The following is a 13,879-nucleotide window of genomic DNA, read 5'->3' as shown; positions in this document are numbered from 1 at the left end:
GTACCGTTCTTGTAGCGATGGTTTATTCTTTTTAGCTATATTCGTTCTGATGAACCTGTGGTTATGCAGCAAAGCATGGCCCTACCGAATGATGATGCTGAAAAGATCAACCTATACTTACCTGCTTGCCGGAGCGCTGGCAGTTGGCGCTGTGGCCTGTGTGCCTATTGAGCAACAGGTGCAGAGCAGTAACACCACGCAATCCCAATTACGATACGAGGATTTTGTCTACGATGAAAGCATACAGTCGGTGCAGGCCTATGTGGCTACCGGCTTTGAGGAGGAGGTGCTGGAGCCTCCTGTGGTGCCCATCAACCAGACCAAACCGATCATACTGGAGTTCGACCGCCTGAATGCCGTCCCCAACCGGCTGCAGGCAAAGCTCATACACTGCGATGCCAACTGGAAGCCCTCCACGCTTAACGACTCCCAATTTCTGAACGACTTTAACGAGTTCTTCATCACAGATGCCCAGAACTCGGTGAACACCCGCGTGAACTACGTGCACTACACCTTCCGGGTGCCGCGTGTGAAGCTGAGCGGCAACTACCTGCTGGTGGTGCAGGAGGAGGGAGGCAAGCTGCTGCTGACACAGCGTTTCTTGGTGTACCAGGAGTTGGTAACGGTGGCAGCCAAACTGGGGGCGCCCCTAGGCCCGCAGGGACGCGAAACGCGCCAGCCGGTGGAGTTTAACGTGTTTTATGCAGATTATGAGCTGGTGAACCCTGCCGCGGAGGTGAAGGCCGTGATGCGCCAGAACTTCCGTTGGGACAATGCCAAGCGTCTTGCCCGCCCCACCTATGTGCAGGACGCACAGCGCCGCCTGGAGTATGTGTTCTTTGAGCCGAGCGAGTTGTTTAAAGGCTTAAGCGAGTTTCGGGCATTTGATACCCGTAGCCTGAATTACAATGGCATCGGGGTGGAAGAAATAGACCTGCAGCAGAGCCCGGCGGTGGTGTACCTGCAGACGGACAAGAGCCGCAGCGGCCTTGCCTATAGCCAGGATCCGGATATTAACGGCAAGCGTATTTTCGGCAACCGCCAGTACGGCAACGGCGATGTGAACGGCGATTATAACTGGGTTGATTTCGAGCTGCAGGTATCGGACAAGGTGCCTGGCGAAGTATACCTGCAGGGTGAGCTAACGAACTGGCGCCAGACCGCGGACGCCAAGCTAACCTTTGATGCCGAGCGGCAGGCGTATACCGGCCGTATGCTGCTGAAGCAGGGCTACTACAACTACTACTATACTTTAAAGTCAGGCACAGCCGCCCCAGATGATAGCTACTTCGAGGACAGTCACTTCGAAACCGGAAATAACTACGACATCCTGATCTACTACCGCCCGCCCGGTTCCCGCGCCGATTTACTGATCGGATATGAGAGGTTGCTCTTCAACAGGAAGTAAGAACAGGTATAGTGCAGATAAGCTGAATAGACTTTCGTTAGTACTATAGTTGAAAATAGGTCATGTTCAGACAGACCTGAAACAGAGTAAGTATAGAAGAGCGTCACATTATCTAAAGTTAAACAGTGCTTAAGTTATCAAATCAGAAGAAGGTCTAACTTTTAGCAAATAGAAAAAGGCAGGTAGAACACCTGCCTTTTTCTGCTTTTATACTTTATATTTTTGCCTTACACGTTAAAGCGGAAGTGCATGATGTCGCCGTCCTGCACCACGTATTCTTTGCCTTCCACGGCCATTTTACCGGCCTCTTTAATCTTGGCCTCGGTGCCATACTTCTGGTAGTCCTCCAGCTTGATCACCTCGGCGCGGATAAAGCCTTTCTCAAAATCGGTGTGGATCACGCCGGCAGCCTGCGGTGCTTTCCAGCCTTTCTGTATCGTCCAGGCACGTACCTCTTTTACGCCAGCGGTAAAGTAGGTGATCAGGTTCAGCAGGTTGTAAGAGGCGCGAATCAGCTTGTTCAGGCCCGATTCCTTCAGACCATACTCGGCCAGGAACATTTCCTTCTCCTCCTCATCCGTCAGCTCGGCAATTTGGGCTTCAATAGAGGCGGAGATCAGCACTACCTGCGCATTCTCGTCCTTCACATGCTCGGCCAGTGCCTTAGAGTACTGGTTGCCTTCAATCATTGAGTTTTCATCCACGTTGGCGGCATAGATCACGGGCTTGGCTGTCAGCAGCTTCAGGTCCTCCACAGCCTCCAGGTCATCCTCGGTCACATCCAGGCTGCGGGCATTCAGGCCAGCCTCCAGGTGTGCTTTATACTTCTCCAGGCTTGCCAGTTCTTTCTTTGCCTTGGCATCCCCGGACTTGGCAGAACGGATTACCTTCAGAATTTTCTTGTCTATCGACTCGAGGTCCTTCAGCTGCAGCTCCGTGTCAATGATCTCTTTATCGGAAATAGGGTTCACCTTACCGTCTACGTGCACGATGTTCGGGTCCTCAAAGCAGCGCACCACGTGGATGATGGCGTCTACCTCGCGGATGTTGGCCAGGAACTTGTTGCCCAGGCCCTCGCCTTTGCTGGCGCCCTTCACCAAACCGGCGATGTCTACAAACTCAATCACTGTTGGCAGCACGCGCTCCGGGTGCACCAGATCTTCGAGTATCTGCAGGCGCTCGTCTGGTACCGTAATCACGCCCACATTTGGCTCAATGGTACAGAAAGGATAGTTGGCAGACTCTGCCTTGGCGTTAGAAATAGCGTTGAACAGGGTAGACTTACCAACATTTGGCAGCCCCACAATACCGCATCGTAGTCCCATTTATACTTTAGTTTTTAGTATCAGGCCGCAAATATACAACAATTTAAGCTGCTGTGCGCGCCCCTTTGCCTGATTTAAGCCGGGGAGGGGAAAAACAAAAGCCTGCGCTATGGGCGCAGGCTTATTTGTACCTTATAAAAAGCAGGGGAGTGTTATTCCCACTTCAGTTCTTCGTCGAAGGAGGCTTCCTCTTTCTCCACTACAGGGTTTTCCAGAGCTGCCAGCGCTTCCTCTGTCAAGAGTTCGGATTTAACGTGGTCAATCGTTCCCTGAAGTGCTTCCATGAATTTCGCGAAGTCTTCTTTGTACAGGAAGATCTTGTGTTTCTCATATGAGAAGCTGTCATCCTTGAACTTACGCTTGCTCTCCGTGATGGTCACGTAGAAGTCGTTAGATCGAGTTGACTTCACATCAAAGAAATACGTTCTCTTCCCGGCTCTTACTCTCTGGGAATAAATTTCTGCTTTTTCGTTGTTCTCTTCCACCGTTATTTAGACGTTAAATTCAACCTTGAGAAGCTAAAAGTAATATATACTTATGATATATAAAAGTTTTTGAATTTAAAATTCGCATAAATTATTTTAGTTCTATATTTGTAGCCGGACCAACTATGTGATACTATGAATTTATGTTCAGTAGTATTGATCTTCCTGCTTTCGTTCTTTTCGGCGCCAGAGAGTTACACGGCAAACGGCAAAGCCTCCTTCTACGCCGACCGTTTCCAGGGCCACCGCACCGCCAGTGGCGAGCGTTACGATAAAGCCCAACTAACCGCCGCGCATGCCTCACTGCCTTTTGATACCAAGGTGCAAGTGACCAACCTCAGGAATGGGAAAAGCGTGGTCGTGCGCATCAACGACCGCATGGCTTCAAGCCGGCACCGCGTGATCGACCTTTCCAAGGCCGCCGCCAAAGAGATTGATATGGTGCGCGATGGCACCGTGACCGTGAGCCTGGCGGTAGTGCCCGACGAGCCGGCACAACAAGAGACGCCTTTTGCCGTTTCAGAGGCAGAAGCCAAACCACAACAATAACCATGAAAAAGCCCCTCACCCTTGCCGATGTACAGAAGTTCGAAAATATGGAGTTTCTTGCAAAGCAACTGGTGGAGGGCTTCATCACAGGGTTGCACCAGTCGCCGTACCATGGCTTTTCGGTAGAGTTCTCAGAACACCGTCTCTACAATAACGGCGAAAGTACCCGCCACATCGACTGGAAAGTCTTTGCCCGTACCGATAAACTTTTTGTAAAGCGTTTTGAGGAGGAGACGAACCTGCGCTGCCACATCCTGCTGGATGTCTCGCCATCCATGTACTACCCCCTGGAAAACAACGGCAAGCTCACTTTCTCGGCCCTCTGCGCCGCCGCCCTTGCCACCCTGCTGCGCAAGCAGCGCGATGCCGTGGGGCTGGTGACGTTCTCCGATAAAATCGAGCAGCAGACACCGGTGCGTTCCACGGCCTCTCACCTCCATACCCTGTTATTGCTACTGCAGCAGCAATTAGACCAGAGGCCAACCGCCCGCGATACGAACGTGGCGGATGTGGTGCACCAAATCGCCCAGCAGATTCCGAAGCGCTCGCTGGTGGTCATCTTCAGCGATATGCTGAGCCGGGTGGATGACATTGAGGCTAGTTTTGCCGCCCTGCAGCACCTGAAGCACCAGAACCATGAGGTGCTTTTGTTCCATGTGATGGACCGCAAAACAGAGGAGGAGTTTGATTTCTCCGAGCGGCCTTATGTGTTCGTGGATGTGGAGACAGGGCAGGAGCTGAAGCTGCAACCCTCACAAGTGCGCGAGCATTACCGCACTGCCGTAGAGAACTATAAAAAAGAGCTGGCCCTGAAGTGCGGACAGTATAAAATTGATTTTGTGCCCGTAGATATCAGCGAGCCCTTCGACAAAGTATTATATTCTTATTTGGTAAAGCGGGCAAAAGGACGGTAGTCGTTGTTCGTTACTCGTTTATAGTTGTTCGTTTTAGATCGATTAAAGAGCAATGAGTAATGCATAACGTAGATTAATTGCCTTCCCGGTCGTAGGCGTGCACCCGGACGTCATCTGTCGTCATGTCCTTGGCTTCGGTGCCGAACTCTATCTCGTTGCCGCGGTCTGTGTCGTAAATGCGGGTATACTTCTTCCAGCCGCTCACGCGGGAATTGTCGGTGATCTCGTCCTCGCCCAGTCCGCCGTAGATCCTTACAAGTATACTTTCTTGCACTTCGCCTGAAAGTATAAACTCATCATCTCCAGCTAAGCCATATAGTCTGATCTCTTCTGTTTCGCCCCGCTTAAAAGTGCGCTTGTACAGTTGGGTGCCAGAGGCGTCACGCGTCACGGTTACCTCTACATGCTCGTTGTCCAGCCGCTTCACCTCGAAACGCTCCTTCTTATCAGAGCCAGCTACGGTTACTGATTTGGCAAGTAGTGCATACATTTTTGCAGCAGCCTTGTCTAACAGGTTGCGGCGGCTTTTGAGGTTGCTGCTTATTTTTGCGCCTACCATAGTATAGATTGGCGCAGGAAGCTCTTTCACGGCACTCTCGATTACTTCATCTGTCAGCTGAGCCTGCATATCTTTGGCGATCCGTTGCCAGTCCTCCTGGCTTAATTCGTTCAGCAGGCGCTCATCTATGAATTTTGCGTTTATCATATAAGCTTTCACGTCGCTGAAGTCGTGGTCGAAGGTATGGAACTTGCGTGCCAGCAGCTTATTGGTGGCAATAAAAGGGATGAGACCATCCTTCATTTTCAGGAAAACCTGATCACGGTCTTTCGGGATGGGGTCGTAGACGGTGTCGGTACCCTGTGCCGTAACTGCCCAGTCCCACTGGCCTTTATGGCGGTCCCAGTCGCCGATGAGCAGGTCGAGCAGGCGGGCGCGGGCAAAGGCCCTTTGGTTAAAATGATACGCGTTGCTCCTAAACCGCTTCCGAAGCGCATCCTCCGACTCCTCAAAGCCGATCACGTCCGGGGCGAAGGCAGCCGTGATATCAGCAGGCGTCTCATACTTCTCCTCCAGCATAAATACCTTTCCTTGCACTTGCTGGCTAAACTTCCCGAAAAGAGTGTCGTTGGCTGCCACATAGTATAGCTTTGGGTTGGTATGGTATACTCCTGCAGCCTTGGCTAGTGGAGGCACCACCAAAGCGCCAAAAGGGTTGGCGGCAGACGTTTGGTCGCGTAGGATGTTGGTGACAAAAGTGCCCTGCCAGAACTTGGAGACAACTTCTTTTGGGTCTTTATCGATCGAGCGGAGCGCATAGAGACGACCATATTTATCCTGCAGCTGAAAGCTGGTGGTTTGGTAACCGCCGCCTTTTTTTACGACTTTCAACCCTCCCTGTATGGAGTCGAGCTTGAAAATGGGGAGCTGAACCGGTGTTGTCCAGAGTGGGCGGTGGTGGTTTCCCCAGAAAAAACGGTAAAAGCCGCTGCGGTCGTAGTGGCGCCCCAGTATCACCCAGGCACTATCCGGACCGGCAGCGGCTCTTCCTGCTAGTTCTTGTTCTGTTGCCAGGGCGTCGTGCTGAAAAAAATCCTCGTTTGCACAGCCGCTTAAAGCCAGACTGCAAAACAGCACCAACGCCACTCGCTTCATTTATTTTAGTTAAGAGTTAAAAGTTTAAGAGTTGAAAGTTGAAAAGAAGGTAGAGGTATTAATCAAATAGGTACAACTCATAATTCTCAACTCTTAACTCAATAAGCTATTTATTTTCGGTGTAGTACTGCATTAACCCGCTGGTAGAGCTGTCGTGGCTGGAGACTTTGCCTTGCAGCAGTTCGCCTTCAATTGTTCCGGCCAGTTGCTTGCCCAGCTCCACACCCCACTGGTCAAAGCTGTAGATGTTCCAGATCACGCCCTGTACAAAAGTTTTGTGCTCGTACATGGCAATGAGGCTGCCCAGCTCAAAAGGGGTAAGCTTCTTCATCATAATAGAGGTGGTGGGCTTGTTTCCCTCAAAAAGCTTGTGCGGCAGCAGCTGTTCCAGTTCCTCCCCGCTCATCCCTTTCTGCGTGAGCTCCTGGCGCACCTCCTCTGCGTTCTTGCCTTTCATCAGCGCCTCGGTCTGGGCGAAGAAGTTAGACAGCAGCAGTGGGTGGTGGTTGCCGATAGGGTTGTGGCTTTCGGCCGGGGCAATATAATCGCAGGGGATAAGGATAGTGCCCTGGTGAATGAGCTGGAAGAAGGAGTGCTGGCTGTTGGTGCCCGCCGCTCCCCATACCACCGGCTGCGTCTGGTAATCCACACGGTTGCCGTTGCGGTCAGTGCTCTTGCCGTTGCTCTCCATCAGCAGTTGCTGTAGGTACTCTGGCAGCAGGCGCAGGTATTGGTCGTACGGGAGGATGGCGTGGGTCTGGCAACCGAAGAAATTGGTGTACCAGATGCTGAGCAACGCCATCAGTACCGGAATATTTTTTTCCAGCGATTCCTGTTGGAAGTGCTTGTCCATTGACTCCGCGCCGCGCAACAGCTCCTCAAATTTATCATAGCCCAGCGCACAGGCAACGGACAAGCCGATAGCCGACCACAGAGAGAAGCGGCCACCTACCCAGTCCCAGAAGCGGAACGCGTTCTCTTCGGCAATGCCAAACTTCGTTACTGCCTCAAGGTTGGTGGAAAGCGCCACGAAATGCTTCTTAATGTGCTCACGGTCCACAGCCTTGTTCAGGAACCAGCCACGGGCGGTTTCAGCATTGGTGATGGTTTCTTTCGTGGTAAAGGTTTTAGAGGCGATGATGAACAGTGTCGTTTCCGGGTCAAGGCGGCGCAGGACCTCGGCGGCGTCGGTGCCGTCCACGTTAGAGATAAAGTATACCTCCAGGTCCGGCTGCTGGTACTTTTTCAGCGCCTCCACCACCATCTTGGGGCCCAGGTCGGAGCCTCCGATACCGATGTTCACAATGCTCTGAATACGCTTGCCGGTGTAGCCGGTCCACTCGCCAGAGTGCAGCTTATTGCAGAACGTGCGCATCTGTTCCTGCACCTGGCGCACTTCCTGCAGGGCATTCTCACCGTCTACCTCCAGGCTTTCATCAGAAAAGTTGCGCAGGGCAGTGTGTAGCACCGCGCGGTTCTCGGTGGCGTTTATCCTTTCCCCGCCAAACATACCTTCTATGGCGCCAGCCACCTCCATCTCCTCTGCCAGCTGTACCAGCAGTTGCAGGGTTTCTTCGGTGACACGGTTTTTGGAGAGGTCGTAGATCGTATTGTTCAGGCGGTAGGTGAACCTGTTGAAGCGGTCTGTGTCCTGTGCAAACATATCGCGCAGGTGCAGTGGCTGCACTGCCTTATAATGTTCCTCCAGCTTTTTCCAGGCTTCGGTTTTGGTGGGAGAGTAGTTTTTTAGCATAGTGTTTTTTCAGGGATAGGTGGCCTTCCGGGGTCCATTACTTTGATTTGGTATACCAGGTTGCGGCCAGTTCAGTTTTTACGTATAAAGGTTATACGGCAAATTGCCCGTGCTCAAAGATAGGAATTCCTGCAGATTATACAGACTCCTGCCTGGTACAGCGCCAAGAACAACTTGATCAAAACCCCTTGTGTTGCGTAGGTAAGGTATTATTCGTTTGAAAGGACCAGTTGGAGCTACTGCAGTTGCTGTGCCCCCTTTTGAACTTAACATTTAACAAGGATGCCTTATGGAAGAGAGAAAGAAAGATCAGGCTGGAAATGCTGAAAAGAAAAACGATAACCCAGGAGAAGATAAAGGCAAGGGTTCATCCCCTGGGGCCACGGGCTACATTACCGGCGGGGAAAACTGGTCTACCCGGCCAGAGCAGGGGCCGGATGTACCCCCAGAGGAGCGCACAACAGGTATTCCGTAGCCGCAATCCTGTAAAACAGTCGATGGGTGGAGAGGCAGACGCACCTGAAAGACCAATGGGAAAAAGTTTTTTTCTCTTTCCTGACGCAGCGCACTATATAGGATAAACAGCATATGAGAGGCTGGCCCTTGGTCGAATGAGCCAAACCGCGAAGTATTTGTTTGTAAACATATACAATTTAATAGCCGTAGATGCTGCAACTGTGAGGGCAGGTACCTATATTTGATGAGCCGGATAAAGGCTTCGTGTTGCTTTTCCCGGTGCGCAACAATCACAAAGGGGCGTGCCCGTGGGTGTAAGGCAGGGCAAAAAGGCGTGGCCAGCGCTGGGGAAGAAAGCCAGTTGCCATAAGTCCAGTCGTCTAAAACTGAAATAGAAACCTATCAAGCAAACCTATACTTATGAGCAATCTGAGTAATCTTATACAAGAGAGAAACATCAAGGCCCTCATCCTGGATATGGACGGGGTAATCACCAATACGGCCGGACTGCATGCCGAAGCATGGAAAAAGCTATGTGACTCGTTCCTGCGCCAGCGCAGCGAGCAGGACGGCAAAACCTATGCGCCTTTTGACCTGAAAGAGGATTACCAGACGTACGTGCACGACGTGCCCCGCATTGATGCAATGCGTAATTTCATGGCCTCCAGGGGCATTGAGCTGCCAGAGGGCGAGCCCAGCGACAGTGTAGGTGCTAATACGCTGGTTGGCCTGGGGGAGCGAAAGGACTACTATTTCCACGAGCTGCTGAAGCAGAATGGCGTGGTAGTGTTTGATGATGCTGTAAAGTATGTGAAAGAGCAGCAGGAGGCAGGCATGAAAACGGCCATTGTTTCTGGTAGCCGCAACTGCCTGACCATACTTCGCCGTGCCGGTTTGGACAAGCTTTTTGAGGTGCGTGTAGACAAGGTAGTGGCCAATGAGCTGAAAATGCAGAGCAAGCCCGCTCCGGATATTTACCTTGAGGCGGCCCGACGTCTGGGCGTTGGCCCAGAGGAAACAGCTGTTTTTGAAGATACCGTAGGCGGCATCGAAGGTGCCAAGGCTGGAGGCTTCGGCTTGATAGTAGGAATAGACCGCAGCTTTGTGCAGGAAAGGCTGGAGGCAAAAGGAGCTGACGTCGTGATCAAAGGATTTACGGCGGAGCTGCAAGAGAAAGCAGCCTCCTCGCTCGGGTCCTAATCCATTCATATACTTCTGAAACCATTACAAAAGCGCCTCCTGTCTTGCAGGAGGCGCTTTTGGTTTATCCGGGAAGTATAACTTAATGGCCTAAACTATAGTATGCTTTTCCTGAGAGCAGCATCTCCCAAACCCCATGCAGCATGCCACAGCAGAACCTGTTTCACCTACTGGAGAGCAAGCGCGTCAAGGCGCTCATCTTCGACCTGGACGGGGTGATTACCCAGACAGCCAGGGTCCATGCCGCCGCCTGGAAGCGCATGTTTGATGCCTACTTGCAGGAGCGGGGGCGGCAGGATGGGAAAAATTATGAGCCGCTGGCTATCGCCACGGATTACCGCCGCTACATCGATGGCATTCCGCGTTACGACGGGGTGCGCAATTTTCTGGCCTCCAGAGGCATCAACCTGCCGGAAGGCAGCCCGCAAGACAAACCTGGAGCCGAGACAGTGTCTGGTTTAGGCAACTTAAAGAATGTTTACTTTCAGGAACTGCTGGAGGACGGAGGGGTGGAAGTATACACTGACACAGTAGCCTTCGTGAAAGAGATGCGGCGCCAAGGAATGCGAACGGCTGTAATCTCGGCTAGCAAGAACTGCAAAGCCATACTTGCCGCGGCAAGGCTAGAGGAGCTGTTCGAGGTGCGGGTGGACGGCCTGCTGTCGGCGGAACTGGGCCTGAAAGGCAAGCCCGCCCCCGATATCTTTCTGGAGGCCGCCAAGAGGCTAGGCGTAAAGCCCGAGCAGGCGGCCGTATTTGAGGATGCGCTGGCCGGTGTAGAGGCCGGCAAGGCAGGCGGCTTTGCCTTGGTCGTAGGCATCGACCGCACAAATGAAGCACAAGAATTAACAGAACACGGTGCCGACCTGGTGCTGCAAACCTTTCCAAGCCAAAACCATACTATGACGAACCCGACTACCTCCACGGTAAAGAAGCAGGACGGCAAAAACCTTCCTTCCGCTTTAAACAAAGTAAGTGAGCTTTTAAATGGCAAAACTCCCGCTGTATTTCTGGACTATGACGGCTGCCTGACCCCCATTGTGAAGGATCCGGACAAAGCCATTCTTTCGGGCAGCATGCGGCAGACGCTGCGGCAGTTGGCGGAAGTATGCCCGGTTGCTGTTGTGAGCGGGCGCGACCGTGCCAACGTGGAGAAGCTGGTGCAACTGGATAACCTGTACTATGCCGGCTCGCACGGCTTCGATATCTCAGGGCCCGACAACCTGCACACCGAGCCGGGAGGCGCCGCCGCCGCCATTCCCGCGCTGGATAAGGCACAGGAAGAGCTGAACGAGCGCCTGAAAGATGTGGCAGGGGCGCTGGTGGAGCGGAAGCGCTACGCGATTGCCGTGCATTACCGCAACGTGGCTGAAGAGGAAGTGAGCCGGGTGCTGGAGGTGGCGCACGAGGTGCTCGCCAGGTATGAGGAGCTCAAGCCCGGCCCAGGCAAAATGATCCTGGAGCTGAAGCCGAACCTCGACTGGCACAAAGGCAAGGCCGTGCATTGGCTCCTGGACGAGCTGGACCTACGCCAACCGAATATTCTCCCCCTGTATATTGGCGATGACCTGACGGATGAGGATGCCTTTGCCGCCCTGAAGGGAGAGGGTGTAAGCATCCTGGTGGGGGAGCATGCTGAGGAAACCGCAGCAGATTACCGGCTGGAGAGTGTGGAGGAAGTACAGCAGTTCCTGGAGGCGCTGGCGCAACACCTAAAGAAATGAAGCTATGCAGGACTGGAAAGTCACCTTCGACAGCTGGAACCCGGAGCAACAGGCGCTCCGCGAGGCGCTTTGCACCTTGGGTAACGGCTACTTTGCCACCCGGGGAGCTTTCGAGGAGGCCGCAGCAGAGCGCGGCGCCCACTATCCCGGTACCTACCTGGCTGGCGGCTACAACCGCCTCACTTCCGAAATAGCGGGTGAGAAGATAGAGAACGAGGATCTGGTTAACTGGCCTAATTGGCTTCCGCTTACCTTTTGCCATCCCGATGAAGAATTGTTCGATGTCAGGAAGGTAGAGATGATCGGCTTTCAGTTGGAGGTGGACATGCGCCAGGGGCTGTTGCTGCGTCGAATGCATTTCCGCGATAAGAAGGGCCGTGAGACGTCCTTGGTAAGCAGGCGGCTGGTGAGTATGGCCAACAAGCATGTGGCGGCGCTGCAATGGGAAATAACCCCCTTGAATTGGTCAGGAGAGGTAGTGGTACGCGCCGCCTTGGATGGGCGCGTGACGAACAGCGGCGTGGAGCGCTACAGCGCCTTGCAGAACCGGCACCTGCGGCCCGTTGGGCAGGGGCAGCATAATCCGGAGACGATTTACCTGGAGGTGGAGACGGTACAGTCGAAGCTGCTGATGGCGCAGGCGGCCCGGGTGCGGGTGTTCCGCGGTTCGGTACAGGAAAACATCTCCTATGAGATGCAGCAGGAAGAGGGGTACGTAGCCCTTCAATGCCGTGTGCGGTGCGAGCAGAACAAGCCGGTGCAAATTGAGAAAGTGGTGCAGCTCCATACTTCCCGCGACCAGGCAATTACTGAGCCGCTGCAGGAGGCTTGCAAGAACATCGACCGCCAAGGTAACTTTGAACACCTGCTGGGCAGGCATGTGCTGGCCTGGCAGCGCCTCTGGAACCGCTGCGATTTAGAAATAGCCTGCAACACCAAAACCCAGGGCATCCTCCGCCTGCATATCTTCCACCTGCTGCAAACCGTCTCGGCTAACACCGTGGGCTTTGATGTGGGGGTGCCGGCCCGCGGGCTGCATGGCGAGGCGTACCGTGGCCACATTTTCTGGGATGAGCTCTTTATTTTTCCTTTCCTGAACTTCCGGCTGCCCGAGCTGACGCGCGAACTGCTGCAGTACCGCTTCCGCCGCCTGCCGGAGGCGCGTTATGCCGCCCGTCAGGCGGGTTATCGCGGAGCCATGTTTCCGTGGCAAAGCGGCAGTAATGGGCGCGAGGAGAGCCAGATTATCCACCTGAACCCGCAGTCGGGCCGTTGGTTACCAGACAACACCTATTTGCAGCGCCACATCAGTGCCGCCGTTGCTTACAATGTGTGGCAGTATTACCAGGCCACTGAAGACATGAGCTTTTTGGCTTTTATGGGGGCCGAGCTGATGCTCGATGTTGCCCAGTTCTGGTCCTCTATTGCCACCTTAAACCCCACCCGTGGGCGCTACGAAATTCACCATGTAGTCGGACCAGACGAGTACCATACAGCCTATCCCGGCTCTGATGAGCCAGGGTTAAGCAACAATGCCTACACTAACGTGATGGCGGTGTGGGTGATACAAGCGTCCCTGAAACTTTTCGGGATTCTCGACGATTCCCGTTTGGAGGAGCTGTTTCAGAAGCTAAGCATCAGCAAGGAGGACACCGCCCGCTGGCGCGACATCGCGGCCAAGATGTACGTACCCTTTATTGGTGACAGTGGTATTATTGCCCAGTTTGAGGGCTACGAGCAGCTGGCGGAGTTTCCGTGGGAGGAGTACCGGGCCAAGCATGGTGAGGCCATGCGCCTGGACCGTATCCTGGAAAGCCAGGGCGACAACGTGAACAAGTATAAAGCCAGCAAGCAGGCAGACGTACTCATGCTGTTTTACTTGTTCTCCTCCGAGGAACTGCTGGAGATTTTCCGGCAGCTGCAGTACGATTTTAAGCCGGAGAGTATCCCCGCCAACATCACCTACTATGAGCAGCGCACCTCGCACGGGTCCACGCTCAGTAAAATCGTGCATTCCTGGGTGCTGGCACGCTCAGACCGTAAACGCGCCTGGAGGAACTTTGAGATTGCCCTGGTAAGCGATGTGGAAGACATCCAGGGAGGAACTACCGCGGAAGGAATCCATCTGGGGGCGATGGCAGGCACCGTGGACTTGGTGCAGCGAGGCTTTACAGGTATGGAGATCCGGGATAACGTGCTGTGGCTCAATCCTGTGCTGCCAGACGAGGTGGGCTGCCTGAACTTCCAGGTGCGATACCGCAACCACTGGATCTCTATTCGCCTGACCCAGGACACCATGCGCATAACCTTTGACCGCGGCTGGTCTAAGGAGGTGCAGATCGGGGTGCGGGGCGAGGTGCATACTTTCCGAACAGGTGAGCAGCGCGAGTTCAACATTGCCCGGTAACCGG

The 13,879-nt window shown here is 53.6% G+C and carries 11 protein-coding genes; 7 read left to right on the top strand and 4 right to left on the bottom strand.

The features are described 5' to 3' along the window. Window positions 1-88 precede the first annotated feature (88 nt). On the top strand, window positions 89-1,408 hold the full coding sequence (locus PXG97_RS02390; RefSeq protein ID WP_276496121.1) for a type IX secretion system plug protein: 1,320 nt from the start codon (window positions 89-91) through the stop codon (window positions 1,406-1,408). Between the two features lie 227 nt (window positions 1,409-1,635). On the opposite strand, the gene ychF is transcribed toward PXG97_RS02390, so the two are convergent. Beyond that, window positions 1,636-2,733, bottom strand: coding sequence for a redox-regulated ATPase YchF (gene ychF / locus PXG97_RS02385; protein WP_276496120.1), 1,098 nt, complete (start codon window positions 2,731-2,733; stop codon window positions 1,636-1,638). A 152-nt stretch (window positions 2,734-2,885) separates the two neighbouring features. After that, the gene (locus PXG97_RS02380; protein ID WP_276496119.1) at window positions 2,886-3,218 is read right to left on the bottom strand and encodes a DUF3276 family protein; all 333 of its coding nucleotides are present in this window, start codon (window positions 3,216-3,218) and stop codon (window positions 2,886-2,888) included. 135 nt (window positions 3,219-3,353) lie between these two features. Between PXG97_RS02380 and PXG97_RS02375 the strand changes: the two genes are divergently transcribed. Continuing rightward, on the top strand, window positions 3,354-3,767 hold the full coding sequence (locus tag PXG97_RS02375; RefSeq protein ID WP_276496118.1) for a septal ring lytic transglycosylase RlpA family protein: 414 nt from the start codon (window positions 3,354-3,356) through the stop codon (window positions 3,765-3,767). A gap of 2 nt (window positions 3,768-3,769) precedes the next feature. Next, window positions 3,770-4,681: a DUF58 domain-containing protein gene (locus tag PXG97_RS02370; protein WP_276496117.1), complete on the top strand. Its 912-nt coding sequence runs from the start codon at window positions 3,770-3,772 to the stop codon at window positions 4,679-4,681. 73 nt (window positions 4,682-4,754) lie between these two features. On the opposite strand, the gene PXG97_RS02365 is transcribed toward PXG97_RS02370, so the two are convergent. Both PXG97_RS02365 and pgi read right to left on the bottom strand, forming a co-directional pair. Next, entirely contained in the window at window positions 4,755-6,335 is a 1,581-nt protein-coding gene (locus PXG97_RS02365) for a hypothetical protein (protein WP_276496116.1), read from the bottom strand. A gap of 106 nt (window positions 6,336-6,441) precedes the next feature. After that, window positions 6,442-8,088, bottom strand: coding sequence for a glucose-6-phosphate isomerase (pgi, locus tag PXG97_RS02360; protein ID WP_276496115.1), 1,647 nt, complete (start codon window positions 8,086-8,088; stop codon window positions 6,442-6,444). Between the two features lie 289 nt (window positions 8,089-8,377). On the opposite strand from pgi, the gene PXG97_RS02355 reads away from it, so the two are divergent. The 4 genes from PXG97_RS02355 to PXG97_RS02340 all read left to right on the top strand — a co-directional run bounded on the left by PXG97_RS02355 (window position 8,378) and on the right by PXG97_RS02340 (window position 13,875). Further along, complete coding sequence (locus PXG97_RS02355; RefSeq protein ID WP_276496114.1) at window positions 8,378-8,563, top strand: hypothetical protein; 186 nt, start codon at window positions 8,378-8,380, stop codon at window positions 8,561-8,563. Between the two features lie 401 nt (window positions 8,564-8,964). Continuing rightward, on the top strand, window positions 8,965-9,744 hold the full coding sequence (locus PXG97_RS02350) for an HAD family hydrolase (RefSeq protein WP_276496113.1): 780 nt from the start codon (window positions 8,965-8,967) through the stop codon (window positions 9,742-9,744). A 143-nt stretch (window positions 9,745-9,887) separates the two neighbouring features. Then, a complete protein-coding gene (otsB, locus tag PXG97_RS02345) occupies window positions 9,888-11,468 on the top strand; it encodes a trehalose-phosphatase (protein ID WP_276496112.1) in 1,581 nt (526 codons plus the stop codon). A 4-nt stretch (window positions 11,469-11,472) separates the two neighbouring features. Continuing rightward, window positions 11,473-13,875, top strand: coding sequence for a glycoside hydrolase family 65 protein (locus tag PXG97_RS02340; protein WP_276496111.1), 2,403 nt, complete (start codon window positions 11,473-11,475; stop codon window positions 13,873-13,875). The last annotated feature ends 4 nt before the right edge of the window (window positions 13,876-13,879 follow it).

This window comes from Pontibacter litorisediminis, from assembly GCF_029360645.1.
Taxonomy (GTDB): domain Bacteria; phylum Bacteroidota; class Bacteroidia; order Cytophagales; family Hymenobacteraceae; genus Pontibacter; species Pontibacter litorisediminis.
This window is presented reverse-complemented; position numbering and strand designations above follow the sequence as displayed.

Coding starts and splice junctions, on each gene's coding strand:
- PXG97_RS02390 (WP_276496121.1), top strand. CDS start 89: ATGATGATGCTGAAAAGATCAACCTATACTTACCTGCTTGCCGGAGCG.
- ychF (WP_276496120.1), bottom strand. CDS start 2,733: ATGGGACTACGATGCGGTATTGTGGGGCTGCCAAATGTTGGTAAGTCT.
- PXG97_RS02375 (WP_276496118.1), top strand. CDS start 3,354: ATGAATTTATGTTCAGTAGTATTGATCTTCCTGCTTTCGTTCTTTTCG.
- PXG97_RS02370 (WP_276496117.1), top strand. CDS start 3,770: ATGAAAAAGCCCCTCACCCTTGCCGATGTACAGAAGTTCGAAAATATG.
- PXG97_RS02365 (WP_276496116.1), bottom strand. CDS start 6,335: ATGAAGCGAGTGGCGTTGGTGCTGTTTTGCAGTCTGGCTTTAAGCGGC.
- pgi (WP_276496115.1), bottom strand. CDS start 8,088: ATGCTAAAAAACTACTCTCCCACCAAAACCGAAGCCTGGAAAAAGCTG.
- PXG97_RS02355 (WP_276496114.1), top strand. CDS start 8,378: ATGGAAGAGAGAAAGAAAGATCAGGCTGGAAATGCTGAAAAGAAAAAC.
- PXG97_RS02350 (WP_276496113.1), top strand. CDS start 8,965: ATGAGCAATCTGAGTAATCTTATACAAGAGAGAAACATCAAGGCCCTC.
- otsB (WP_276496112.1), top strand. CDS start 9,888: ATGCCACAGCAGAACCTGTTTCACCTACTGGAGAGCAAGCGCGTCAAG.
- PXG97_RS02340 (WP_276496111.1), top strand. CDS start 11,473: ATGCAGGACTGGAAAGTCACCTTCGACAGCTGGAACCCGGAGCAACAG.